At 61.4% G+C, this 25,240-nt stretch carries 25 protein-coding genes; 8 read left to right on the forward strand and 17 right to left on the reverse strand.

Going from position 1 to position 25,240, the window contains the following annotated elements; translation table 11 throughout:
• Positions 1-8: 8 nt before the first annotated feature.
• Positions 9-545 carry a fasciclin domain-containing protein gene (locus tag AAFN89_RS10485; RefSeq protein WP_347538786.1) on the forward strand — a complete coding sequence of 179 codons (537 nt, stop codon included), beginning with the start codon at positions 9-11 and terminating at the stop codon, positions 543-545.
• Positions 546-773: 228 nt separating this feature from the next.
• Here AAFN89_RS10485 and AAFN89_RS10490 read toward each other — a convergent pair whose 3' ends face one another.
• The 7 genes from AAFN89_RS10490 to AAFN89_RS10520 all read right to left on the reverse strand — a co-directional run bounded on the left by AAFN89_RS10490 (position 774) and on the right by AAFN89_RS10520 (position 6,213).
• Entirely contained in the window at positions 774-1,496 is a 723-nt protein-coding gene (locus AAFN89_RS10490; RefSeq protein WP_347538788.1) for an SDR family NAD(P)-dependent oxidoreductase, read from the reverse strand.
• 148 nt (positions 1,497-1,644) lie between these two features.
• Complete coding sequence (locus tag AAFN89_RS10495; RefSeq protein WP_347538790.1) at positions 1,645-2,211, reverse strand: hypothetical protein; 567 nt, start codon at positions 2,209-2,211, stop codon at positions 1,645-1,647.
• Between the two features lie 7 nt (positions 2,212-2,218).
• Entirely contained in the window at positions 2,219-3,244 is a 1,026-nt protein-coding gene (locus AAFN89_RS10500) for a cyclopropane-fatty-acyl-phospholipid synthase family protein (protein WP_347538792.1), read from the reverse strand.
• Complete coding sequence (locus AAFN89_RS10505) at positions 3,241-4,074, reverse strand: DUF1295 domain-containing protein (RefSeq protein WP_347538794.1); 834 nt, start codon at positions 4,072-4,074, stop codon at positions 3,241-3,243. Before AAFN89_RS10505 ends, AAFN89_RS10500 begins: the two co-directional genes overlap by 4 nt.
• Positions 4,071-4,931: an alpha/beta hydrolase gene (locus AAFN89_RS10510; protein WP_347538796.1), complete on the reverse strand. Its 861-nt coding sequence runs from the start codon at positions 4,929-4,931 to the stop codon at positions 4,071-4,073. Before AAFN89_RS10510 ends, AAFN89_RS10505 begins: the two co-directional genes overlap by 4 nt.
• A 53-nt stretch (positions 4,932-4,984) precedes the next feature.
• Positions 4,985-5,635 carry a ChrR family anti-sigma-E factor gene (locus tag AAFN89_RS10515; RefSeq protein WP_347538798.1) on the reverse strand — a complete coding sequence of 217 codons (651 nt, stop codon included), beginning with the start codon at positions 5,633-5,635 and terminating at the stop codon, positions 4,985-4,987.
• A complete protein-coding gene (locus AAFN89_RS10520) occupies positions 5,632-6,213 on the reverse strand; it encodes a sigma-70 family RNA polymerase sigma factor (RefSeq protein WP_347538800.1) in 582 nt (193 codons plus the stop codon). Before AAFN89_RS10520 ends, AAFN89_RS10515 begins: the two co-directional genes overlap by 4 nt.
• Positions 6,214-6,440: 227 nt before the next feature.
• Between AAFN89_RS10520 and AAFN89_RS10525 the strand changes: the two genes are divergently transcribed.
• Genes AAFN89_RS10525 through AAFN89_RS10540 form a run of 4 tightly spaced genes read left to right on the forward strand, consistent with a single transcriptional unit; the run spans position 6,441 to position 10,159 of the window.
• Positions 6,441-7,769, forward strand: a complete 1,329-nt coding sequence (locus AAFN89_RS10525; RefSeq protein ID WP_347538802.1) for an NAD(P)/FAD-dependent oxidoreductase — start codon at positions 6,441-6,443, stop codon at positions 7,767-7,769.
• A complete protein-coding gene (locus tag AAFN89_RS10530) occupies positions 7,769-8,593 on the forward strand; it encodes a DUF1365 family protein (protein WP_347538804.1) in 825 nt (274 codons plus the stop codon). The genes AAFN89_RS10525 and AAFN89_RS10530 overlap by 1 nt, the downstream gene beginning before the upstream one ends.
• A complete protein-coding gene (locus AAFN89_RS10535) occupies positions 8,580-9,821 on the forward strand; it encodes a cyclopropane-fatty-acyl-phospholipid synthase family protein (RefSeq protein ID WP_347538806.1) in 1,242 nt (413 codons plus the stop codon). Before AAFN89_RS10530 ends, AAFN89_RS10535 begins: the two co-directional genes overlap by 14 nt.
• Before the next feature lie 41 nt (positions 9,822-9,862).
• The gene (locus tag AAFN89_RS10540) at positions 9,863-10,159 is read left to right on the forward strand and encodes a hypothetical protein (protein WP_347538809.1); all 297 of its coding nucleotides are present in this window, start codon (positions 9,863-9,865) and stop codon (positions 10,157-10,159) included.
• A 12-nt stretch (positions 10,160-10,171) separates the two neighbouring features.
• Here the strand turns inward: AAFN89_RS10540 and AAFN89_RS10545 are convergent, their stop codons facing one another.
• From AAFN89_RS10545 to AAFN89_RS10570, 6 genes are all read right to left on the reverse strand, one after another.
• The gene (locus AAFN89_RS10545) at positions 10,172-11,410 is read right to left on the reverse strand and encodes an EAL domain-containing protein (protein ID WP_347538811.1); all 1,239 of its coding nucleotides are present in this window, start codon (positions 11,408-11,410) and stop codon (positions 10,172-10,174) included.
• 337 nt (positions 11,411-11,747) lie between these two features.
• Positions 11,748-12,410 carry a class II aldolase/adducin family protein gene (locus AAFN89_RS10550; protein ID WP_347538813.1) on the reverse strand — a complete coding sequence of 221 codons (663 nt, stop codon included), beginning with the start codon at positions 12,408-12,410 and terminating at the stop codon, positions 11,748-11,750.
• An 88-nt stretch (positions 12,411-12,498) separates the two neighbouring features.
• The gene (locus AAFN89_RS10555) at positions 12,499-13,461 is read right to left on the reverse strand and encodes a D-ribose ABC transporter substrate-binding protein (protein WP_347538815.1); all 963 of its coding nucleotides are present in this window, start codon (positions 13,459-13,461) and stop codon (positions 12,499-12,501) included.
• Between the two features lie 78 nt (positions 13,462-13,539).
• Positions 13,540-14,631 carry an ABC transporter permease gene (locus AAFN89_RS10560; RefSeq protein WP_347538817.1) on the reverse strand — a complete coding sequence of 364 codons (1,092 nt, stop codon included), beginning with the start codon at positions 14,629-14,631 and terminating at the stop codon, positions 13,540-13,542.
• Between the two features lie 27 nt (positions 14,632-14,658).
• The gene (locus tag AAFN89_RS10565) at positions 14,659-16,200 is read right to left on the reverse strand and encodes a sugar ABC transporter ATP-binding protein (RefSeq protein WP_347538819.1); all 1,542 of its coding nucleotides are present in this window, start codon (positions 16,198-16,200) and stop codon (positions 14,659-14,661) included.
• Complete coding sequence (locus tag AAFN89_RS10570) at positions 16,197-16,853, reverse strand: DUF2291 domain-containing protein (RefSeq protein WP_347538821.1); 657 nt, start codon at positions 16,851-16,853, stop codon at positions 16,197-16,199. Before AAFN89_RS10570 ends, AAFN89_RS10565 begins: the two co-directional genes overlap by 4 nt.
• A gap of 258 nt (positions 16,854-17,111) precedes the next feature.
• On the opposite strand from AAFN89_RS10570, the gene AAFN89_RS10575 reads away from it, so the two are divergent.
• The 3 genes from AAFN89_RS10575 to AAFN89_RS10585 all read left to right on the forward strand — a co-directional run bounded on the left by AAFN89_RS10575 (position 17,112) and on the right by AAFN89_RS10585 (position 21,332).
• Positions 17,112-18,083: a sugar-binding transcriptional regulator gene (locus tag AAFN89_RS10575; RefSeq protein WP_347538823.1), complete on the forward strand. Its 972-nt coding sequence runs from the start codon at positions 17,112-17,114 to the stop codon at positions 18,081-18,083.
• Between the two features lie 97 nt (positions 18,084-18,180).
• On the forward strand, positions 18,181-19,791 hold the full coding sequence (locus AAFN89_RS10580; protein WP_347538825.1) for an FGGY-family carbohydrate kinase: 1,611 nt from the start codon (positions 18,181-18,183) through the stop codon (positions 19,789-19,791).
• The gene (locus tag AAFN89_RS10585; RefSeq protein ID WP_347538827.1) at positions 19,791-21,332 is read left to right on the forward strand and encodes a glycerol-3-phosphate dehydrogenase; all 1,542 of its coding nucleotides are present in this window, start codon (positions 19,791-19,793) and stop codon (positions 21,330-21,332) included. Before AAFN89_RS10580 ends, AAFN89_RS10585 begins: the two co-directional genes overlap by 1 nt.
• On the opposite strand, the gene AAFN89_RS10590 is transcribed toward AAFN89_RS10585, so the two are convergent.
• Genes AAFN89_RS10590 through AAFN89_RS10605 form a run of 4 tightly spaced genes read right to left on the reverse strand, consistent with a single transcriptional unit; the run spans position 21,304 to position 25,034 of the window.
• On the reverse strand, positions 21,304-22,074 hold the full coding sequence (locus AAFN89_RS10590; RefSeq protein WP_347538829.1) for a response regulator transcription factor: 771 nt from the start codon (positions 22,072-22,074) through the stop codon (positions 21,304-21,306). The two genes, AAFN89_RS10585 and AAFN89_RS10590, sit on opposite strands and share 29 nt — an antisense overlap.
• Positions 22,075-22,090: 16 nt before the next feature.
• Positions 22,091-22,453, reverse strand: coding sequence for a response regulator (locus AAFN89_RS10595; protein ID WP_347539060.1), 363 nt, complete (start codon positions 22,451-22,453; stop codon positions 22,091-22,093).
• Positions 22,454-22,455: 2 nt separating this feature from the next.
• Positions 22,456-23,097, reverse strand: a complete 642-nt coding sequence (locus AAFN89_RS10600) for a response regulator (RefSeq protein WP_347538831.1) — start codon at positions 23,095-23,097, stop codon at positions 22,456-22,458.
• Entirely contained in the window at positions 23,094-25,034 is a 1,941-nt protein-coding gene (locus tag AAFN89_RS10605) for a PAS domain-containing protein (RefSeq protein WP_347538834.1), read from the reverse strand. Before AAFN89_RS10605 ends, AAFN89_RS10600 begins: the two co-directional genes overlap by 4 nt.
• Positions 25,035-25,240 lie beyond the last annotated feature (206 nt).

Below are 25,240 nucleotides of genomic sequence, written 5' to 3' on the forward strand. Positions count from 1 at the left end.
GATCAACAATGTTGAAGTCCCTTCTTCGCAGCACGGCCGCCGCCACGCTGATCGTATCTGCGTCTGCTGGTCTCGCCTTCGCCCAGGACGAAGGTCAGACCATCGCCGAACTTGCCGGCGCTACCGAGAGCCTGTCGACGCTCGCCTCGGCTGTAGAGGCTGCCGGTTTGGCCGAAACGCTCGGCGGCGAAGGACCCTACACAGTGTTTGCGCCGACCAACGAGGCGTTTGAAGCACTGCCCGATGGCACGCTCGACACACTTCTTGAGGAAGAAAACCAGGCACAGCTCCAAGGTATCCTGACCTATCACGTCGTTGAAACCGAAGCGACATCCGACGCGGTGGTCCAGATGATCGAAGACGATGGCGGTGAACACCCGGTCACCACCGTAAACGGGGCCGAGCTGACGCTATCGATGGATGGCGAAACCGTCGTCATCACCGATGCTGCCGGGAACACCGCGACCGTGACGCAGGCCGATATCGAGGCATCTAACGGCGTCGTCCACGTCATCGATGCCGTGCTGATGCCGGAAGCTATGTAAACCTTCCGCTGACACACGGCGGATAGCGAACCCGGGAAGAGAGAAAGCCCCGCGCCACACGCTTGGCGCGGGGTTCATGGATCATGGGGATTGAGTTTAGCCGGGGTCAGACGCCGACATAAGACCACGCTCTTTCGACAGTGCCGCCTTGGCACAGGGAAGCTTCCAGTCGGATCGTCGTCGTCAAAGCGCTGGATATGAAAAGGATTTTGTCATCGGTGCGCAGACCTAGAACGGTATCGGCTTCCCGTCCCACGCATAGACCCCTCCACTGTCATCAACCGAAAGCCCATCGATAACGTGAAGCAGATTCCCGGCGGCCGTCGCCGGCGAAACGAGCGAAGGCGCACTGCGCTGAAACGGCTTGCTGAGAGTACTGTCAACGGTCCCGGGGTGAAGCCCAGCGCAGATGCCCTGCGGCCTCGTGCGGACAAGCTCGACAGCCAGCGTCCTGATCAGCATGTTGAGCGCTGCTTTGGAAGCGCGATAGCCATACCAGCCGCCAAGCCTGTTGTCGGCGATCGAGCCGACGCGCGCAGACAGGCACGCAAAGACGGCTCGCCGTTCCCGTGACAGCAGCGGCAGGAAATGCTTGGCGACGAGGGCCGGCCCAGTCGCGTTGACCGCGAAATACTCAGCCAAAACCTCTCCTGAGAGCGCCCGGTAGCTCTTTTCCGGTTGCAAATTCTTGTTGTGGAGCAGTCCGCTTGCGACGATTACAAGATCGACAGGCCCATGCTCTGCAACGCTGTCGGCTGCCGCGGCGATGCTGTGTTCATCACCTATGTCGATATGTCCAGATTGAACTCCTTCCGGGAGATTCAATGCTGCGGATCGTGACAGCGCGTGAATGTGAGCAATGCCGCGATCCGCAAGGGAGTCTATAAGCGCCTTTCCGATGCCACCGGAGGCGCCGATCACGACGGCGTTGTAATACTTAGCTGCGGCCACTGTCGATCATCTCTGTGTTCTCCGATGCCTCCGTTTAGAAAATTTCACCGCAACTTCCGGCGGCAAGGGCCTTGCTCGACGCAAGCTGTCAATCGGCGCGCAAACTGAGCTCGCCGAATGGCCTTCTGGCTGTAAACGAGCCTGAACCCTAGGCTTGGCGGCTCAGCATCCCCGAGGCGACAAGCCCGACAAACACCGTAAGCATTCCGGCGCTCATCGCGTTCAATCTGAAGAATGCGTTGTATTCGTCAGCGGAGTAGATGTGGATCGGAGCGCCATATGCGCCATCAAGCCCGAGGTAAATAAGTGCTGCCAACAGGACCAGCGCCAGCGCGACGACCCTTTGCGAAGGGCGGAAAAAGATCGCCGCGATCAGCGCGCAGGGAATAAGAAACATCTCGACGCCCGATGCCTGGCCCATGATGCTTGCGCTCAACACCGTGTTCGCCATGCCGGTGAGCGGCAGGAGAGCGCAACCTGTCGTTGGCGACCGGCGTGCAACGGCCGGCACAGCCAGGAAAAACGGCGTCGGCAGAAATGTGAAGAAGGTCGGCGAAATATGTTCGCTTACGGCCCAGTAGACATAGAGCGGATAAAGCGGCTGGTTAAAGGCAACGACCAGAGCAATCAGATTGCAGGCCGCGACATTAGGATCGTCATGGGCAGCGTAAGCGACAATTCGGGTCCCGGCGGTCCGAACGAGTGAGTCGGTCATCGCCATTTCATGACGGGCGCAACAAATAGTGGCTCACACCCCACTCTTGTCCGCCCGCATGTCCGAACAGCCCGGCGGTCGCCAGATAGAAAAGTCGCCAGCGCCGATGCCAAAGGGTGGCGTCGGAACCATAGACGTCGTGCAGAATGCGGTCGATCGGCGTACGGTTTGCATCGAAGCGCGCAAGCCAATCTTGTGCCGTGCGCTCATAGTGTAGGCCACTCCAGCGCCAGTCCTTTTCAACCGTGAAATAATCTGGGAAACGCCGGACCAAGCCGTGGCTCGGCATGATGCCGCCCGTGAAGAAATACTGCGCGATCCAATCCGCTTCGTTTCGATGGTCGAACCGATAGGGACTGCTTTTGTGGCTGAAGGCGTGGATGAACAGCCGCCCCTCCGGGGTCAGCCATGTCCTGATCCGTGAAAACAAGTGCCGCCAGTTCGACATATGCTCGAACATTTCAACCGACACGATCCGGTCATATCCGCCGCCAGGGGCGAACGTGTTCATGTCGGCAGTGATGACGCGAAGATTGCCGAGGCCGCGAGCGGCCGCCGCCGCCTCGATATGAAGCCGCTGCGACGCCGAATTCGAGACCGCCGTGATGTTGGCGCGAGGAAAGCGCTCAGCCATGAACAGCGTCAGCGAGCCCCAACCGCAGCCGAGTTCCAGGATCGACTGGCCGTCGGCGAGCCCGGCATGCGCAACCGTCTCTTCGAGCGCCGAACGCTCGGCTTCAGCCAGTGTTTCCCGTCCCGTCGGATAAAGACAGCAGGAATATTTGCGCCGCGGCCCAAGCGTGAGGGCGAAGAATTCTGGGGGCAACTCATAGTGCTGCGCGTTGGCGGTGTCGGCATGCTCGGCGATCGGATGGGCTGCCATGGCGCGCGCGAAATCGCCTTCTTCATGATCCGAAAAGGCAGCGAGCTTCCGGCTTGTGCGTCCGACCAACAACCTGATGCCCAACCGCGTCATGGGGTCGGGAAGTTCGCTGCGCTCGACGGCGCGGATTGCCGAGGCAACCAGGCTCATCGGGAAGCTCCGTTCTTGCCGGCAATGACCGCGCTGCTCGGCGGACCGGGCCAGAAGGCATTGACGCGGTGTTGGTAATCTCGAAAAGCCGCGCCGCGCGAGCGCAGCATGTGCGCCTCGAGAGGGGGAATGCCCGAAACGTGCACCAGCAGCCAGTACATCAGCAAGGGACCGGCAAGCGCCAGCCACCCCCACCAATAACCGCCGTCCGCGTCTATGGCGATGACGGCGTAGGCGAGCCAGCCGAGCCATTCGAAGAAATAGTTCGGGTGGCGCGACATGCCCCAAAGCCCCGTGTCGCAAACCTTGCCCTTGTTTTCGGGATCGGCACGAAATGCGGAAAGCTGGCGGTCGGCGATCGCTTCCCCGACAACTGCCAGGATCAGGACAAGGACGCCAAGCCAGTCGAAGAACCTGAGGTCAGGGGCCGGATTGTGGGCCGCGGTCATGATTGACAACGCCAGAGCCAACGCAACCAGCGCCTGGATCTGTAGGAAAAAGAACAGGCGGGGCCTGAAGGCGCTTCCCCACTCTTCGCGCAACTGCCGGTAACGCGGATCATCGCCGCCACGGGCAGTGCGCACCGCGATGTGCATGCCAAGACGCAGGGACCAGACGAGCGCCAACATCGCCACCAGTACCTGACGTGTTGTGATTTCGTCACCAGCGAAGGGAAGGAAAGCCGCCGCGGCGCCGAACAATCCGGTCGCAAGCGACCAGATCGCGTCGATCCAGCCCGACCGGCCGGTCCGAAGCGCGACCAGCCACGCGCCGGCCATCGTTGCCGAAAGGCAAACCGCGAGAGCAACAATCGCGACGGTGAGCGTCATGAGATCATCCTGCCCCGCGCCACCGTCCAGCTCGGAAGCGGTTCACGCTGGTTCTGTTTCAGAGCGAAGCCGGCGACATCTTCTAGAACCGGCGCCAGGAACCGCAACGGGCGGGCGAAGGCGCCGATCAACGTGCGGTGATTGACCCGGTCATACAATTTGACCTCGGCTTCGCCCCCGACAGACCTTATGCGTTCGGCAAGCCGAATTGTGTTGCCGGGATCGACGCTCCTGTCACGCCGGCCTGTCGCCAGGAACACCGGTGGCGCATCGGCTTCGATGAAGTTGATCGGCTGCGTGGCGGCCAAAGCTGGTTCCGGGCCGAAAATCGCCTTCAGCGTGTTGCTGTGAAGCGGCAGGAAGTCGTAGGGACCGGCAAGGCCGACCATGACGGAGAGATCGTGGCTCGCATCGAGCCCGACCTTGGCAAGCCTTTTCCGGTCGAACGCCAGCATCGCCGCAATGTGAGCACCGGCGGAGTGGCCCATGACGATAAGTCGGCCATGATCGCCCCCAAACTCCGTGATGTGATCGGCAGTCCAGCGCATGGCTTCTGCCGCGTCCTCGATAAATGCTGGAAAGCGAACTTCCGGAAAAACCCGATAGTCGGGAATGACGGTTGTAAATCCGCGCGTCGCTAAGGCCGACCCCACGAAGAAGTAATCGCCGCGCTCGCCCTCCTCCCAGCCACCGCCGTAAAAGAAGACGATCGTGGGGGAAGGGCGTGGCGCGGATGGCTGATAGATGTCGAGGACCTGCCGGCGATGGCGCCCATAGCGTATGCCCCGACACGGCTTCGGTGCGCCAATCCGGGCGACCGCATTAAGAAGGTCGGCCGATGACGAAGACGCGTTCATGCGCCAATCTTCACTGATAGTACGAACCTAACCAGTGGCGCCAAGACCACGGCTCAAAATCCCACGATCGGCCGTAAAAGTCGCCCCAGGACCCCATGAAGACGCGTGTCGCCTTCCAGAGCTGCGAGGCAAATGCAGTCAGATTCCTGACCCACCAAGGGACTGTGATCGACCTCATCATCCGCTTCGTCGAGATCGCCCGGAAAGTATTGACCGCGCGCGTCCGACAGCGAACCCGACAGGATCTGCATGAATTCCATGCCGGTATGCCCATGGCCGGGCAGGTGAAGTCCCGCCCTGCCTTTAAGCAGCATGACCTTGGCGTCCGGACTCCCGGCGATCTTGACCTTGCTCCACTTGAAGCCGGGACCGAGCCATCGCCACGGGCCGACATCGCAGTGGCGCATTGCGTGAGGAAGTTCTATGCTCAGCGCAGGCTGTTTCCATGTCATGGGTTTTGCGACCGGCGTCGGATAGGGAACCTCAAGCCGCGCCAAAGTGCGCCCGAAGAAATCCGCGACAAGCGGTGCTGGCGGTTGCTCCTCGAGGATCGCGCCGCCCAAGGCCTCAAACCGAGCCAGGCGCTCGCGGCAGAGCCCGCAGCCTTCGAGATGGACGGATACGACCAGCGTCGGTCCGGCGCCCAACATTCCTGTCGCAAGACGCAGGAGCGTTACGTCGCTGGGGTGGTGATGGATCGTCATAGGTCGCTGTCCAATATGGCCCGCAACCGGTTCAACGCGAGCCGGATCCGGGATTTCACGGTGCCGAGTGGAATGCCCAGTTCACGTGAAATCTCGGTATGTGGCTTCTCGGCGAAGTAGGAGAGCCGCACGATGGTTGCTTGCTCGCTCGACAAAGTTCCAAGCGCATTCCTTATCTCTTTCTCACGCTCTGCCGTGATCGCGACGTCTTCAGCCGACAGGGGCGTAGCCGGTTCGTCAAAAGGATTGAACAGGCGTTCCGTTGATCCAGCATATGTGCGGCGTAATCGGTCGATCCGCAGGTTGCGGGCGATGGTGAAAACCCAAGTCGACGCTCCCGCGCGGCTTGGGTCGAAATAGGACGCCTTACGCCACAGCGCGATCATAGCTTCCTGCGTCACCTCCTCGGCAACAGTATCGGCCATCCCGGAACGCATGAGGAAGCTTTTCACGCGCGGCGCGAAATAGGCGAATAGCTGTGCGAAAGCATCCTGATCCTGGTTTCGCGCGACGGCTTCAATCAGTTGGATGAGCGCTTCCGGAGAGTGGGAAGCCCCCTCTAGCCTGGCTTCGTTCAAGACAATGCGCCTCGCTGCCGGGCGGGCCTGCCACGAGCATCTAAAGTCGAGTTGTAACCCTGCGGCATCCATTTGCCCTTCATACGAGGGGAACTTGAGATCGGATCACGCCCCGGGGGTGATCCGTCGCGTCATGAACTCCGTAAATACTGACAGGTCGACGCGCGGAGGAAAATCCTTTGGCTGGAGAGTTTAGAACCGACGATTGTGGGAACGGGCTGAACCGCGTGGAAACATCCGACCGTAGTCTCGACATCGCTGTTGTCGGCAGCGGCATCTCCGGTCTGTCCGCCGCCTGGTTGCTGTCACAACGACATCGCGTTGTCCTGTTCGAAGCCGATAAGCGATTGGGAGGACACAGCCACACTGTCGATGCCGCAGACGTTGCGGTTGATACTGGTTTCATCGTCTTCAACAAACCCACTTACCCAAATCTGACAGCACTTTTCGATCATATCGGCGTCGCGACGAAGCGATCGGACATGTCATTTGCCGTCTCGCTCAACGATGGCAGGCTTGAATATTCCGGAACCGGGCTGTTGGGCCTGTTCGCGCAGGGGCGAAACGCGATCAGCCCGCGATTCTGGCTGATGCTGCGCGATCTCGTTCGCTTCTATCGCGAGGCCCCGCGCAATGTGGCGGCGCTGGGCATGATGACCCTGGATGAATACCTCGACGCCGCCGGCTACGGTGAAGGATTTCGCAATGATCATCTCTACCCGATGGCGGCGGCCATCTGGTCCACGCCGGTTGCGGAGATCGGGGCCTACCCGGCGGCGTCGTTTATCAGATTCTGTGAAAACCACGGCCTTTTGAAACTGGCTGGCCGCCCCGGCTGGCGCTCCGTGGCCGGCGGCAGCCGTTCATATGTGCGTGTTCTCGCCGATGCCGTTCCCGAAGTAATGTCAAACTATCCGATCAGCAAAGTCGCGCGGATCGCAAACGGTATTGAAATTGTCGGACCTGACGGTCATCGCCGCCATTTCGATCACGTGGTGATCGCCACCCACGCCGACCAGGCGCTGAATATGCTTGCCGACCCTACCAGCGCGGAACGGCAACTACTCGGCTCGTTCGATTATATTGACAATGATGCGGTCCTTCATTCGGACCCTCGCCTGATGCCGAGCCGGCGCCGGGTCTGGTCGAGTTGGAACTACATGACGAGAGAGGATGATTGCGGCCGCGAACTGGCCGTAACCTACTGGATGAACCGTCTTCAGGACGTCGAAAGCGAGCGGCCCTTGTTCCTGACGCTCAATCCTCACCGGGAGATCGTCCCCGGCGCGATCCTCAGGCGGGTGAACTACAGCCATCCGCGTTTCGACGCCCGCGCGATGGAAGCGCAGAAAAGGCTTTGGTCGTTGCAGGGCAAGCGCAACACCTGGTTCTGCGGCGCCTATTTTGGCGCGGGCTTCCACGAGGATGGCCTGCAGGCCGGCCTCGCTGTCGCCGAAGCCGCCGGCGGCGTGCGGAGGCCTTGGACAGTGGCGAAAGAATCAGGCCGCATCCACACGTATGAAACCGCGCCGGCCACCGAGACGGAGGCTGCCTGATGTCGAGTGCCCATTCGGCCCTCTATGTCGGCTCGGTGATGCACCACAGATTGCGGCCAAGGCAGCATCGGTTGCGCTACGGCATCTTCTACATGCTGCTTGATCTCGACGAGATCGACGCCCTGGCAGGCACGCTCCGCTTCTTTTCGCACAATCGTTTCAACCTATTCAGCTTCCACGATCGTGATCACGGCGAGGGAACGACCACATCGCCGCGGTACCGGATCGAGCGGCATTTGCGCGAGGCCAGGATTGAATCTGGCGGCCCGATCCGGCTTCTCACCATGCCACGTGTCTTGGGATACGCCTTCAATCCGCTCAGCATCTATTTCTGCTACAGGCGTGATAACTCGCTCTCCGCGATCTTCTACGAGGTGAACAACACGTTCGGTCAACGGCACAACTATCTCATTCCCGTGTCGCCCGACATGAAAGCACCCATTCGCCAGGAAAGTCGGAAATCATTCTACGTCTCGCCGTTCATGACCACTGACATGGTCTATTCCTTCTCCGTCGTTCCTCCTGGAGAGACTTTGGCGGTTTCAATAATCGGTCGTGATACGGCCGGACCCCTGATCATCGCCAAGCTTGCGGCGATCCGCCGGAATTTGACCGATGCATCGCTGGCTCGCGTCTTCTGCGCTTACCCGTTGCTGACCTTGAAGGTGATCGCGGGCATCTATTGGGAAGGGCTTATGATCTGGCTCAAGGGCATTGGTCTGAAGCATCGACCGCCGCCGCCCGACCAGCCGGTCACGACCGGTCGCTTCGTAAATCCCGCCGACGCAGGTTCCGCGAGGGACACTACAAATGTCCTCCGGTAACGAAATTCGAGGCGCAGGGGATCTGAGCCAGCGCCGCGAGGGCGTGGCATCGCGTTTTCTGCGCCATATCATCTCCAGGATGGAGTTCGGCCACATAACGATCTTGCTGCCATCGTCCGAACGGATCGAACATCGCGGGACCCGAAACGGGCCTTCTGCGACGATTGTTCTTCATCGCTGGCGCGGGATAAGGCGGCTTATCAGCCAGGGCGACCTTGGCTTTGCCGAAGCCTATATCGACGGCGATTGGTCGAGCCCGGATCTTGCGGCGCTCCTGGAACTGGCGGCGCGCAACATCGCCCTGCTCGATCGGAGGCTTTCCGGATTTTTGCCCGTTCGGATGCTCAATCGGCTGCGGCATCTGTTGCAGGCCAACAGCAAGACGGGAAGCCGCAAGAACATCGCCTTCCACTACGATCTCGGCAACGCCTTCTATCGGTGCTGGCTCGATCCGAGCTTGACCTATTCGTCAGCACTTTACGAGCGGCCGGACCAGACGCTTGAAGATGCCCAAGACGTCAAACTGGCGCGGATTGTCGACCTTCTGGAACTGCATGGCGGCGAGCATATTCTCGAGATTGGCTGCGGTTGGGGGGCGTTGGCCATCAGATTGGGTCTCTCCGGCGCTCACGTAAGCGGCGTCACTCTGTCCTCCGAACAGTTGACGTTCGCCAGGGAACGGAGGGATGCAGATAACCTCGCCGACACGGTTTCTCTGGAACTGCAGGATTATCGTGATGTCGAAGGAACTTATGACAGGATTGTCTCAATCGAGATGCTCGAGGCCGTTGGCGAGGCTTACTGGCCGACTTACTTCAAAATCCTGCATGAGCGACTGAACGCGGGAGGTATCGCTGTCCTTCAGGTGATCACCATCGATGAGGCGCGTTTCGACGCCTATCGCCGATCACCCGATTTTATTCAGCGCCATATTTTCCCGGGAGGCATGCTCCCCACAAGGCGGATCATCGTTGACCAGGCCGAAGCCGCCGGCCTCAAATTAGTTTCGACACAAAGCTTCGGCGACAGTTACGCGACGACACTGGCCGAGTGGCGCAAACGTTTCGCGGCGTCTTGGCCCAAGATCGAGAAGATGGGCTTTCCGGACAAGTTTCGCAGGCTTTGGGAATACTATCTCTGCTATTGCGAAGCCGGCTTCAGAACAGGAACCATCGATGTCGGGTTCTATGTATTGGCAAGGTCCTCCGCTACGGGTGTCAGTCGCTAAATGTTCAGTCCCGGCATTTGCTGGAGCGGATTTAGTTCGCCGTGAAGTCCGCGGTCCAGGACTGGGCTGCCTGGGCGGGCAATCCCGCCAGCCAGCAGGAACGCGGAATGATCATGCTGGGCCTGTCGATGATCGAGACGGCCGGGTTGAACAATCTGATCGCCGGCATGGACACGGACGGCGACGGGCTGATCAGCCGGGCCGGGCTGCTGGCCGACGTGCGCCTGGACGAACGGCCGCTGGGCGAGGTTCTGCTGGATCCGGAGAATGTGGACCGGCGGGCTATCGGCAGGCGCTTCGGGATGCTGGCCCCGATGATCGACGGTTTCTTTCAGTAAGCCCGGCGAAGGCTAAGCGATCATCTTGCTTCTCGGCATCGCCGGCAGATCGATCTCGTTCAGCCTGGCGGGCTTGCCGAGAAGGTATCCCTGCCCTCTCGAGACGCCCAGGCTTTTGAGCGTGAGGAGTTCCTGGCTGGTTTCGATGCCCTCTGCGACGATGGCCGAGCCGGTTTCCCGCGCATAGAAGATCATGGCGCTGGCGAGAGCGCGGCGTGCACGATCCCGGTCGATCCCCCGCGTCAGGCTCATGTCCATCTTTATGATGTCGGGGACCATCTGCACGATATGCTGAAGTCCTGAATAGCCCGCGCCCGCATCGTCGATCGCGACTTTCATTCCACGATCCCGCAGCGGACCGAGTTCACGATGAAGCAGTGAATAGTCGCCAACCTGAGCGTGTTCGGTGATCTCGAGGATGGTGCGGCCGAGATATTCCCCGTCCAGAATCTCTCCAAGCCGGCCGCTGACGATCGTTTCCGGCGATGCGTTGATCGACATCCCGATGGGACTTGGAAGCTCCGGGAAGGAGGCGATCGCCGCCCTGATCGCACTTAGTTCGAGGTCCACGCCCAGGCCGACATCCGCCGCGTCCCCGAACCATTTGTCGGGCGAGCGGTAGGGCTGCGGCCGGAAGCGGCTCAGGGCCTCGACCGACACGACCTCCATGGAAGCGAGGGTGACGATCGGCTGGAACGCGATATCGAACCCGCCCTGATCGATGATCGCCTCCACGGCGGCGCGCTTTTCGCGATCCGCCTGTGACTTTCCGATCTCCAGATGAAGCTGTCTGGCGGCGAGCCCGGCAAAGACCCTCATCGTGCCAAGGTCGCGATCGTTCAGGGTCAGGTTGGCCTTCGGGCTGAGACAGCAGAACATCCCGAACGGCCTGCCGTCGGGCAGCCTGATCGGAATGCTCGCATGCGAGCCGATCGGCGCGGCGCTCGTTATCGGCAGCGATCGGGCCAGCGGTTCCAGGGACGTGTCCGGGATCAGTTCCGGAAGCCGGCCTTCCAGGATGTGGTTGCAATAGACGTCGTCAAGGGAATGGCTGTCGCCGACCTTGATCAGATGCTCCCGCCCCGGCGCATCGACCCGACGGAAGATTGTCCGGCCGTCAACGAACTCCGAGAAATAGGCGATCTCCATGCCCAAATGCTGACGGATCGCAACGAGCGCGTCCTGTATAACGTCACTGCTGGAAACCTGCTCGTGGTGCGAGGTCTCCACGATGGATTCAAAAAGCGACATCCTGTCCCCCTGAATAGCCGGAAGAGTTTAGGGGGACTGAGTTAATAGCTTGTAAAATGCGAATTTTCCGCGCTCAGCGGGAATTGAACCGCGAATTATTTGCACGTTTTATCTATATATTATTGTTAGCCACTCATTTCTGACCCAGCATAGATAGAACCGAAACCGCCCATTCCGAAGGTCAGCATGTTGCTGTGGTTGCCAAATGAAGTGAGGAAATCAGTCGACGCGCGCCCTTGATGGGCGGCCTGGCTCAACTCGTTTTGAAAGTAAGCCGCCGAGGTTACATTGAAGCCCTAAGGAATCCGTCACGATTGAAAGACCACTGCCGGTTGCGTTAGCTTAAGTCGTCCTGAAGGCCATAGTTTCCAAAGGATTTCACGGTATCGGTGATATCTGCTTCAGAAAGCAGGTTAGGGCCACCGATCAGAAGCGTGTGATAATACTGCTTGGCGATCGTCTCCAACTCCACGGCAAGCCACATGGCCTTGTCAAGGTTGGCGCCGGTCGCGATCATTCCGTGGTTGGCGAGGAGGCAGGCGGTCCGCCCTTCAAGCCCGCGGAGGGCAGACTCCGACAGGGCCTTCGTTCCAAAAGTTGCATATTCCGCAACCCGGACATCCATGCCGCCGAAAGCCGCCATCATGTAATGGCAGGCGGGAATGGGTTTGCCCGCAATGGCGAGGACCGTGGCGAAGGTCGAGTGTGTATGGACGATGCCGCCGACATCTGGGCGGCTCTTCATGATGTCGAGGTGGAAGCGCCATTCCGTCGACGGCTTCAGCGGGCCCTGCCACGTCCCGTACTCGCCGTCTATCGGCATGGACGCGATCATTTCCGGCTTCATCAAGTCGTAGGGAGTGGCCGAGGGCGTGATCAGCATCCTGTCCTGGAAACGGGCCGATATATTGCCGGACGTGCCTTGATTAAGGCCGGACGCGTTCATCCAGCGCGCCTTTTCGACGAGCGCCTGACGCAACTCATCTTCCGTTATTGCCATTTGGACTCTCCAATCCGTTTTCGGGGTCCGCCAGATTCATTTGAGCGGTCGTAATGGGGCGGGCGCCCCGTGAAGGGCGCCCGTGAAATCAGCCGCCCATGCCTTCCATGACGAAGGGTTCGACCATTCTGTCGACGTTGTCGGGAGTAATCAGGATGCAGTCGAAGAGCTGCTTTTCCTGGTCGACGCCTGTGCTGCCGGTTTCGATGAAGTTATGCGCTTGACGAACGGCCTCCGCGGTAAAGATCGCAACGGGCTGGAGCACCGAATAGGCGAGTTCCCCGTCCTTGATCGCCTGGACTGCATCCGGCGAACCGTCGAATCCGCCGACAACCACCTCGTCTGAAATGCCCGCTTCCTGCAGCGCGGCGATCGCTCCGAGGGCCATCTCGTCGTTGCCGCTGATGACCCCGTTGATCTCGGGATTGGCCTGCAGCAGTGACTGCATCTTGTTATAGCCTTCAGTGCGATCCCAGTTGGCGACCTCCTGGCCAACCTCCGTGAGTTCGGGATACTGGCTCAACACCGTCTCGAACCCATTCGAACGAGTTTGGGCGTTATTGTCCGACGGGGCGCCGAAAAGCTCGACATAGGTTCCGGACTGGCCGAGTTCCTGGACGAATTGCTGGGCGCCCAGCGCCGCGCCCTGCGCATTGTTGGAGACGAGTTGCGCTTCGGCCAACCCGTCCTGATTGATCTCGGCATTGATGAGGAAGACCGGGATGCCGGCGTCCACCGCTTTGCGCACGGCGCCGATCGAGCCATCCGCATTGGCGGGATCGAGAATGATCGCCTTCGCCTGGTTGGTGATCGCCGTGTCGATCAGGCGGCTTTCGGCGTTGGTATCGCCGTTGTGCGCACTGACATTGGCCTCATAGCCAAGCTCCTCAGCGGTTTCTCGCGCCACTTCGCCCTCGGTGTACCAATAGGGATTCGAGGGATCGTTCACGATGATGGTCATGAGTCCCCCGTCCTGTGCGAAGGCCGTGCCCGCCAGAAGCGGGGCGGCGGCCGCCGTGGCGATGAGAAGGCGGCGTGTAATTTTGATCATTGTCTTTTTCCTCCCTTTAAATTGCTGGATCGATCTGGCCGGAAAGCTCCGGCCGGCGGTTCCGAAGCGCGGCGACTGTCAGGCTCCGGTTTGCGGCGACCCGGTCGACCGGGCGCCGCGCGCGGGAGTCTTGCGGACGCGCACGGGGTAGTCGATCGAGTTGAGAAGGACGGCGAGCACGATGACGGCGCCGGTGAACACGGTCTGCCAGTAGGCGGACACGCCGATAATGACCAAACCATCCGACAGGAACCCGATGACGAACGCGCCGAGCAGGGTTCCGCGGACATTCCCCACACCGCCGGTGAGCGCCGCGCCTCCTATGACCACGGCGGCAATGGCGGTGAGTTCATATGTCGTGCCGGCGGTCGGACCCGCCGAGGTCAGCTGCGACGAAAGCACGAGACCCGCAATGGCCGCGCAGATGCCGGACAGTACGTAGACGCACAAGGTCACGCGGCGCACGGGCACACCGGAGAGTTCGGCCGCTCTCGCATTGCCGCCGGTGGCGTAGACCCAGCGGCCGAAGGCGGAGCGGTTCAGGAGAAGACCGCAGACAATCGCGACGGCCGCAAGAACCAGGACGCCCATCGGAATGCCGAGAAGCCTTTCGAAGCCGAGCCAGTCGAAGCCCGTGTTTCCGAGTTCCGCGCGGCCCTCGAGATTGTTGTAGGTCAGGCCATTCGTCATAAGGAGGGCGACGCCGCGCGCGACATAAAGAAGACCGAGTGTGGCGACGAAGGCCGGCACTTTGAAATAGGCGATCAGAACGCCGTTGACCGCGCCGACCAGCGCTCCCGTCAGGCAGGTCAGGACGACCACGACCCAGACCGGCGGGTAGAGGATGATTCCGAAGGCCGGAAGCGTCACGCCCTGCATGAGAAAGCCCGCCACCACGCCGCACAGGCCAAGCGTGGAGCCGACGGACAGATCGATACCGCCGGTCAGGATGACGAGGAGCATGCCGATCGCCAGAAGGCCAAATACGGCCACATGGGACGACATGATCAGAAAGTTGCCGATCGAGAAGTAATAGGGTGACAGCACCGAGAAAACGGCGACGATCGCGATCAGCGCGAAGAACGCGCGCCCCTCGATGAGGATCCGGGTGAGGTCGAAACCCTTCTCGAAAAAACCAGCCGACTTCTGGACTTTGCTGAAATCTGTCATGGCACGAGCGCTCGCATATTGAGGACCTCAGGCCGCCTTCGATTCGCCGGATGCGGCCATGATCTGTTCCTTTGAGGCGTTGGCGTCGAACTCCGCGGAAATTCGCCCGCGATGCATTACGACGATGCGATGGGCGATGGAGAGGCACTCGCCGACTTCCGAAGTGGAGTAGATGACGGCGAGCCCGCGCCGGGCGCCGTCGGCCAAAAGCCCGAAGACCTCGGCCTTCGCGCCGATGTCGATGCCGCGGCTCGGCTCGTCGAGAAGCATCGCCTCCGGCCGCGTCGCCAGCATCTTGCCGATGACGACCTTCTGCTGGTTTCCGCCCGACAGGGATTCAATTCCATCCTGCTTTCCACCCGCCTTGATGCCCACGTCGCGGATTGCGTCGTCGATAAGCGCGCCTTCGCGCTGCCGGGACGTGAACCAGCCGCGCGTGAAAGCGCCGATGCTTGCAAGAGACAGGTTGCTTCCGACCGACATCGTCCGGACCAGCCCGTCGCGTTGCCGGTCTTCGGGCACGAGAACCAGCCCCCGTGCGATCCTGCCGGCGATCGACAGGCCGGCGATGTCGACGCCGTGAAAGAAGACTCTGCCCGCGCTGGCAGTCAGCCGGCCGGCCACGCATTCCAACAGTTCCGTGCGGCCGGCGCCCATGAGGCCGTATATGCACACGATTTCGCCGGCTCGGACGTCGAGGGAAAGCCTGTCGACGACGGAGCGTCCCGGACGAGCGGCGTCAGGAACGCTTAAGCCCTGGATCGACAGCACGACGTCGCCGGCTTCGTAACCGGTGGGCGGAGAGCCGAGATCGAAATCTTCGCCAACCATATTGCGCACGATCCATTCCAGATCGATTTCCGAACGCGGTGCGCGGGCGGTCATGACACCGTCGCGCAACACGACGGCATGGTCGGTGATCTGCAATGCTTCTTCGAGATGGTGAGAAATGTAGACTATCGAGACGCCCCGGCTTTTCAGGTCGCGCACCACCTTAAAGAGAATGTCGACCTCCGAGGCGCTGAGCGCGGAGGTCGGCTCGTCCATGATGAGAATGCGCGCATCGACCGAGAGCGCCCGCGCGATCTCCACAAGCTGCTGCTGCCCGAGCCGCAGGTCGGCGACCCGGGTGAGCGGATCGATGTCCTCTCCCAGCCCGGCCATAAGCCGCCTGGTCTGACGCTCTTCTTCAGCATAGTCGACGCCGGTCAGGCGGCGAATCTCGCGGCCCATGAAGATGTTGTCCCGGACGCTGAGATTGGGGGCGAGACTCAGTTCCTGATGGATTATGGAGATGCCGTGGTCGCGCGCTTGAGAGGCGGAGCCAAAGGACACGGGCGCGCCATCGAGAAGGATGCTCCCGTCGCTGGGACGCATCACGCCAGACAGGATGCGCATCAGCGTCGACTTGCCGGCGCCGTTCTCTCCGAAAAGGGTCGTGACTTCGCCGCCGAAGACATCGAAATCGACATCCTTGAGCGCTTGTATCTTGCCAAAGGATTTGGAGACATTGCGGGCGGACAGAACCACAGAGTCCCGGCCGCCGATCGCTTCAGTCACGGCAATCATTGCACTTCCAGCCCGACCGGCGTGACGAGCCAGTTCTGCGGATTGATGAGTTGAAAGACGCCGGTGACGCTGACCGTTTCGCCCTCCAGATCCGAGATGTCGACCTGAGAGAGCACCTCGCGCTTCATCTCTTCGTTAAGAGCCGCGCCGGCGTTCTGATACTCAATCTGATTGGTGAAGTCCCCGAAGCTGTAAGCGCCGGTGGAATCGCGCAATGCGGTGCCGTTGATCGCCGGGCCGGTCTGAACGCGGATGACCAGGTCGTTCGGCAATCCTTCGACGGCCACCGTGTGAATACCCGAGCTTCCTTCTCCGGCGACGCCGGTAAAGCTCACGGGAAAGATCGATCCGATACTCGCGGGAACGCCGTATTCCTGGCCCGCCGCCGCCTTGTCCGCTTCGATTGCAGCGGCAAGCGTCGTAGCCGGCACCGCGCGGCTTTCTATACTCTCCTTGACTTTGGGAAACTCGCGCCGCGCGAACTGCTCGGGCGAGAAGCCGGCCGAGCGCACATCGTTTTCAGAGCCGATCTTAACGACAGTGGTGTCGAGCGCCATCGCGGCAAGAAGAGCGACGACCGCGACACCCGCGACGACGCGCGCCGACCGCAGACCGGCCGGCAGTGGCAATCGAGTTGCAGTTTGAGCGTTCACCTACGCGCCTCCCGCCACCGAAATCACCGGAAGGTCGGAGGAGCGCGAACAGAGGTTAGGGAGGTGGAGCCGACGCAACGTCAGCCTATCCAACATTCCCTTACCGGCGTCCCTCCGGAACCTTCTCGTCGAGACATGCGCGACCTGCGCAATGTCCTTCCAACGCGGCCGCATCGTAGAGACACTTAAATAGGAATTGCAATATATTTCTTATTGTGAAATTTCTTACACTACGCAGCTTGGGAAGGGATATGCCCGATGAGCAGGGCTTCAGCGAAGCGTGTCGAGGATGCCAGTCTTTCGGTTCGCGCCGCATGGCTTCATTACGCTGGCGGCATCACGCAGGTGGAGGTGGCCCGCCGGCTCGGGATCTCGAGCGCCACGGCCAGCCGGTTGATCGCGAGCGCCCACGAGAGCGGCGCAGTCAAGGTCTCCATCATCGGCGGCGTTGCCGAATGCATCGCCTTGGAAGCCCGGGTCATGAAACGCTTTGGCCTCGATGGCTGCGAGGTCGTGCCGGATCTCGACCAGGAGAAGCTGCCGCTGCGCGCCTTGGGAGAGGCCGGATCGCGCTTTCTTCAGAAGACGATCGCCGAGGGCGACGCCACTCTCATGGGGCTGGGCCATGGGCGCACGCTTGCCGCCGCAATCGACGCAATGCCGGCGGTCGACGCCGGCTCAATGCGCTTCGTGTCGCTGCTTGGCGGGGTGACTAGGAACTTTGCGGCAAACCCGCATGATGTGATGTTCCGCCTCGCGCGCAAGACCAGCGCGGCGAGCTACATTCTTCCGGTGCCGTTCTTCGCCAATACCGAGCAGGATCGCACGGTCCTTCTCTCCCAACGCGGTGTGCGCGACGTTTACGACCTCGCCCTCAGCGCGGAACTTATGGTGGTCGGCATCGGCACCGCGCAGCCCGATGCCCAACTCGTGGCCTCCCAGATGATCGAGGCCGAGGAGATAGCCGAGGTTCGTCGGGCCGGCGGCGTCGGCGAACTGCTGGGACATTTCTTCGACGCGTCCGGCGGGGCCGTGGCCACCTCCTTGAGCGGCCGCACCATCTCGCCCGATCTGGCGCACCTGAAAGGGCGTCGCGTCGTGGCGCTGGCGGGCGGGCGCGAGAAGGTCGACGCCATCCGCTCCGTGCTGATGAGCGGCTATGTGACGTCACTGATCGTCGACGAACGCACCGCAGGTGCGCTTCTGGAGGGGGAAGGGACGCAAGGGTGATCGGAGGAGAGAACGATGCGCGACATCAAGCAGAGGATGAGCCGGCCGCCTGCCCTCGCACGCTTTTACCGAACGGTCGGTCGGGCGGCGCATCTCCATGGCTGAAGACCGAAACATTCTGATCGGGGTCGATGCGGGCACCTCCGTCATCAAGGCGGTCGCCTTCGACACCGCCGGCCGACAACTCGCAATGAGTTCGATGCCCAACCGTTACCAGGAAGGCCATGACGGGTCCGCGGTGCAGCCGATGGCGCGCACCTGGGAAGACTGCGCTACGGCGCTTCGCCGGCTCGGCGACAAGATTGACGGGCTCGCCGGCCGCACGATCGCGCTGGCCGTGACGGGACAGGGCGACGGGACGTGGCTCGTCGACGAGGACAACCAGCCGGTGGCGGACGCCTGGATATGGCTGGACGCGCGCGCCGCGCCGACGGTTCGGCGGCTTGCGCGGTCGCCGGGCGAGCGCTCGCGTTTCGAAGCCACGGGCACCGGGCTCAATGCCTGCCAGCAAGGCGTCCAACTAGCCCATATCGAGGAGAACCAGCCTGAGCTTCTGGATCGCGCCAGCGTTGCGCTTCATTGCAAGGACTGGATCTATCTCAAACTGACGGGGGAACGCGCGACCGACCCCTCGGAGGCGAGCTTCACCTTCGGAAATTTCCGCACGCGCCAGTATGACGACTCCGTTATAGAAGGCCTCGGCCTTCGCTCGCGCCGATACCTTCTGCCCCCGATCCTCGACGGCTCCTCGACCACGCACAAGCTGTCGCCGCAGGCCGCCCGGCAGACCGGTCTCATTCCGGGAACGCCGGTCAGCCTCGGCTATGTGGACATGGCGCTGACGGGGTTGGGGTCCGGCGTCCACACCGGTGAACTCTCCGTCGCCGCCTCGACGATCGGCTCGACCGGCGTCCATATGCGGGCGGTTCGGCCGGAACAAGTGTTTCTCAACGACGAAGGGACAGGCTACGTCATCGCGCTTCCGGTGCCGGGTCTGGTCACGCAAGTGCAGACGAACATGGCGGCATCGCTCAACGTCGACTGGCTTCTGAACGTCGTCGATGATGTGGCGAGCGCTCTCGGCAACACCGTCTCCCGCGGCGAACTGGTTGCCCGGATGGAAGATTGGCTGGTCGGGACTGAGCCCGGGGCGGTGCTTTACCATCCCTATATCTCAGCGGGAGAGAGAGGACCGTTCGTCGATCCCGACGCACGAGCCGGCTTCATCGGGCTGTCGAGCGCGCATCGCTTCCCCGACCTTCTGCGAGCCGTTGTCGAAGGTCTCGCCCTGGCTGCGCGCGACTGCTACCGCGCCATGGGCGACATGCCGGAAGAAGTGCGCCTGACCGGCGGAGCCGCCCGTTCCGAAGTGCTGCGTAGCATTTTCGCCGCTGCGCTCGGAGTTCCTGTGCGCATTTGCCGACGCGAAGAGACGGGGGCGGCGGGAGCAGCGATGATGGCGGCCGTGGCGACCGGCGTTTATGCCACGATGGACGAATCCATCGCGGCATGGGTCAAGCCGCTCCTCGGCGCTCGGGAAGATCCCGACCCGACCCTGATCGAACCCTATGACCGGCTCTACGCCGCTTACTTGGACGCCCGTCAAGCCTTGCCGCCGGTATGGGCGCGCTTGGCCGAAAATCGAAGGATGCGCCAGACTGGCGCGGCCGTCGGCGCTATTGGAATGGTTTCGCGGGGTAACGGGTAGTGAGCGGGGCCGGCATTACCGACGTGCTCGTCGTGGGCGGCGGCATCAACGGCGTCGGCATCGCCCGCGACCTGGCCGGCCGCGGCCTGTCCGTCGTTCTTTGCGAGAAGGACGATCTGGCTGAAGGAACCTCATCGCGCTCGGGAAAACTCGTCCATGGCGGCCTGCGCTATCTCGAATATTACGAGTTCCGACTGGTGCGCGAGGCGCTGATCGAGCGCGAGGTGCTGCTCAACGCGGCAAGCCACATCATCTGGCCGATGCGCTTCGTGCTACCGCACAGCCCGGAGGATCGACCCGCCTGGCTCGTGCGTCTCGGCCTCTTCCTTTACGACCATCTGGGCGGACGCAGGAAGCTGCCGGGCACGCGTACGCTCGACCTGAGGTGCGATCCCGAAGGTGCGCCCCTTCTCGACATCTACACCAAGGGGTTCGAGTATTCCGACTGCTGGGTGGACGATGCCCGCCTGGTGGTGCTGAACGCCGTGGACGCCGCCGAGAAAGGCGCGGAGATTCTCAGTCGGACCGCCTGCGTCGGCGCCCGGCGCGAGAACGGCCATTGGCGCATCGAGCTTGCAAACCAGGTTTCCGGGGAGACGAGAACGCTTCGCGCACGTTGCATCGTCAATGCCGCGGGCCCCTGGGTCAACAACTTCGTTGGGCGTGTCGCAGGCGTCAACAGCCGGCGCAATGTACGCCTGGTCAAGGGCAGCCACATCATCGTGCCGAAATTCTGGGACGGCACGCACGCCTATCTCGTCCAGAACCACGACAGGCGCGTCATCTTCATCAACCCCTATGAAGGCGACAAGGCGCTGATCGGGACAACCGACATCCCCTATGAAGGCGAGCCGGGCGACGTGAAGGTCGACGAGACGGAGATCGAATATCTTCTCGCGGCCGTGAACCGTTATTTCAAGGAGAAGCTGCACCGCAGCGACGTGCTGGAAAGCTTCTCCGGCGTCCGCCCGCTTTTCGATGATGGCAGGGGAAATCCGTCGGCCGTCACCCGTGATTACAGCTTCGATCTCGATGAGGCAGGCGGCGCGCCCATTCTCAACGTCTATGGCGGCAAGATCACCACTTTCCGTGAACTCGCAGAGCATGCGTCCGCGCGGCTGGCGAAGATCTTTCCGCATATGGGCGGCGCATGGACGGCTCGCGCGACATTACCGGGCGGCGATTTTCCGGGGGCCGACTTCGTGCAGTTTCTGGAAGACACCCGCTCAACCCACCCCTGGTTGCCGAAACGCCTACTGCGCCACTATGCACGGCTTTACGGTACGCGGCTGCGTATGATTGTCGACGGCGCGGCGAGCGTTGAGGATCTTGGCCGACATTTCGGCGCCGACCTTTATGAGAGGGAGGTTGACTATCTGGTCGCGCAGGAGTGGGCGCTGAGGCCGGAAGACGTTCTCTGGCGCCGCACAAAACAGGGCTTGCACCTTACGTCGGAGGAAAGGGAGGCCTTCTCCAACTGGTTCAAGATAAAGTTCCACAGGCCCAATGGGGTCAGCGCTGAAACTCAGTCATCCTCCTGAACTCCCCGATCTTCAGCACTGTCTCCGAAGCGGCGGACTCTCTGGGGGTCAAGGTCGCGCCGACCTCGCGCGTCGACGCGGGCAGTGTTTCCCACGCTCGGATCAGCTCGCCGATGGAAGCAGCCCCCATCTTGCGCATGACATTGCCGCGATGCAGCTTGACCGTCACCTCACTAATGCCGAGGTCGAAGGCGATCTGCTTGTTGACGCGACCACGGGCCACTTCACGCAGAACCTCGCGCTCGCGAGGCGTCAGCGTCTCAAGACGTTCGGTATTGCGCCTGACGATCACGGCTTCCGCCCGCCATGCCGCATCCATCGCAAGACCCGCATTAACAGCGTCAAGCAGCGTTTGATCCCGCACCGGCTTGGTGAGAAAGTCCACAGCGCCGGCCTTCATCGCCTGAACAGTCATCGGAATGTCGCCATGCCCGGTCAGGAAGATGATCGGCTTGGGGTTGCCGTTTCGCGCCAGATGATGCTGCAGGTCTAGACCGCTTGCTCCTGGCATGCGCACATCGAGGATCACGCAGCCGGGGCTGTCCAGCACGTCGGCGTCCAGCAATTCACGGGTCGAGGCAAAGCAGACCGGCTGGAAGCCCGCCGATAGGATCAACTCCGACAGCGCCTCCCTAATAGATGCATCGTCATCGACAATAATGACAAGCGGGTGTTCCCCTTCACTCCTCCGCTGCAATGACAAGGACGCCGATCTCTGCGGCAACGGCTGGTCAACTCTCATGCTCACCCTCCATTTCTCAATCGAACAAGGCGTCGTTGACGGCCGCTAGAAGGGCCTGGGCGTCGAAGGGCTTGCGGAAGAAACCGCTAATGCCCTGGGCGCGGCCCTGATCGGCGGTTTCGTGGCGGCCGGTGATCAGGAACACGGGCAAATCCGGCCGCACCGTCTTCACCAGGCCCCGAAGTTCGAAGCCGTCCGTGCCGGGCAGGCCAATGTCGGTGATGAGCACGTCCACGCCCGAGAGTCCGCTGATGAGCAACGATCCCGCCGACGAGAAGCTGCGGGGCACATAGCCCGCCGACTCCAGAAGGTCCTCCAGCGACTCCAGCACTCTTGGATCGTCATCAACAATCGCTACAACAGGTCCTGACTTGCTCACGCTCAAGCCCCTCCCGTTCGACGCGAGTGGGTGATCGGAATTGCCAATCGCTCCGCGATGCGCACGAGATCGGCGAGCGACGCCGCCGCCATTTTCTGCATGACGTTCCTTCTATGGATTTGCAGCGTGACCTCGCTGATCCCCAGTTCAGCGGCGGCCTGCTTATTAAGGAGACCGCTCACCACGAGGGGCAGCACGTCGCGTTCGCGTGGCGTCAGATCTAGATAGCGTTGCTTCAGCACGCCAAGTTCGGCGCGCTCTGATCGCTTTTCCCGATCCTGGGTGACCGCTGCGTCAATTGCGGTCATGAGATCCGCATCACTGAACGGCTTGGTCAGGAAGTCCAAAGCGCCATGCTTGATTGCCCGGACGGATGACGGGATGTCGCCATGCCCTGTTATGAAAATGATCGGCGGATGATCGCCCTCCGCGATCTGCCTCTGCAGATCGAGCCCGTTGATATCCGGCAACTCGACATCGAGGATGAGACAGGCAGGGATGTCCGGCTTGTCGGCGCTGATATAGTCGCCGGCCGATCCGAACGCGAGGGCGCGCATACCATGCGAGGCCAGTAATTCACTGAGCGCCTCTCGGAGGCTCGCATCGTCATCCACGATGAAGACAATATGATCATCCGCCGTCATGGCGCTGCTTTCGCCTCGATTGGCAACGTGAAGATGAATGTCGTTCCGTAAGGTTCGTTCTTCTCTGTCCACAGCCGTCCGCCGTGGGACTCGACAATCGAACGGCAGATCGCCAATCCCATGCCCATCCCGTTCTCCTTGGTTGTGAAGAACGGCTGGAAAACCTTGTCGGGAAATTCGACGCCGCGGCCGCGATCACTGATCTCGAACTGAACCGCGTTCCCCATTCGGCATACATGCATCCGAAGAATTCGGTCCCTCGCAACGGAGTCCATCGCCTCCATGCCGTTGCGAAGAAGATTGATCAGAACCTGCTGAATCTGAACGCGATCGAGCGCGACAAGCGGAAGATCGCGCTCGACCTCAACATCCATACGGATGTAAAGCCGCGCCGCCTCCTCAGCCATGAGGTCGCGCGCCTCGGCGATGATGCCGCCGACAGCCGTGCGGCTCCTCGGGCCCGCCGATTGCTTGAACAAGGCCCGGATACGGCTCACGACGTCGGCGGCGGCGTTTGCGTCGCGAGTGATGCGCTCGACCGTTTTCCGTGCCCGCTCGATATTGGGCGGTTCCGCCGTGAGCCAGCGATGGCAGGCGTGCGAATTTGCAACGACCGCGGCGAGCGGCTGATTGACCTCATGGGCGATCGATGCCGAGAGTTCCGCAAGGCTCGCCGCTTGGCTCGCACGCGCAAGACTCTCTTGCGCCAGACGCAGATCTTCCTGGATACGGACCTGATCTTCGATGTCCAGGCAGACGCCGTTCCACTGCTCGATAGCGCCTTCGGCGTTGCGCATTGCCGCCGCGCGCGTCTCAACCCAGCGGTACTCACCGTCGAAGCGTCGCAGGCGGTGCTTCAGCGCATAGGGCTCGCCAGTAGACAATGAATGGCCATAGCTTTCCTTGACGGCCACCAGATCGTCCTGGTGAATAATTGCGTCGAGCGTGCCGGCTAGCCGAGATTTTCCCTCTTCATCCTTATCTTCAAGGTTGAATCCAAGGAATTCGCATAGCTTTTGGCTGCGATATATCGGCTTGCCCTCGGGTGTGGCGCAGTAGATCAGTGCGGGCAGCGTTTCAACAAGCTGGCGGAGCGAGCGTTCGCTCTCTCGCAGCGCCTCTCCGGCATGCATCTGATCGTCTATGTCGTGACAGAGGCCATACCACTGGACGATGCGCCCGTGCTGATCACGCATGGGTTCGGCGCGACTGGACATCCAGCGATAGACGCCATCGGTGCGCCGAAGGCGATATCTCATGGAGAAGCGCTCGCCGGTGACGAGGCAGTGGCTGAGGGCGTTCCTGAATTTCGTTGCGTCGTCCGGATGGACGGTCTCTATGACCGCCTCCAGTCGGCTCACGCCCGGTCTGTCCGTATCCGCTACGTCGATGCCAAGGAAATCGACCATGCGCTTGTTGAAGAAAATCGGCTCGCCGTCCGGAGTCAGCCGCCAGAGGTGGCTCGGAACCATGTCCACGAGTTGCGAGAGCTCCCGCTCGCGATCGCGCAACGCCGCCTCGGCCCGCTTCTGGTCCTCAACGTCTATCGTCGTGCCGTACCATTGGGTGATGCGCCCCTGACTATCGCGTGAGGGCCATCCTGAATTTCGAAACCAACGATAGACGCCGTCGGAGCACCGCAGACGATGCTCGGTGTCATAGTGATCGCCGGTTTCGAGACAATGGCGCCATCTTGCGGCGACACGATCATAATCGTCAGGATGGACAACCCGACGCCAGCCGAACTCATCCTCGCCCTCGGATTTATTGAGGTCTTCGCGGGCGTTGCCGAGGAAGGCCAGGGTGTTTGGACTGACATAAGTAAATCTTCCCGCGGCGTCGGCCGACCATGCGTGCCCTGGCATACTCTCAATAATTTGCAGCGCGCGCGTTGCTTCGGAGCCGATTTCGCCAAGTGAGTTGGACGCCATCGTCATTGGCTTCTCCCGCCGGACAAGGACAGCCTGGGGATTGTCAGCGCTTGGTATAGCAATTGTTTTCAATACCTGGACCTGTCGGAAGACTCACGCTTCAGCCTAATCCCGCCATACCCCCAGCCGCACCCTATGGATATCCATGCATTGCGTGGAGGTATGGCGAATTAAATGCAACGGCGCAGACAATCCGATTTCCTGTGAATTAC

Source organism: Inquilinus sp. CAU 1745 (genome assembly GCF_039839375.1).
In the GTDB taxonomy this organism is placed as follows: Bacteria; Pseudomonadota; Alphaproteobacteria; order DSM-16000; family Inquilinaceae; genus JBDOQU01.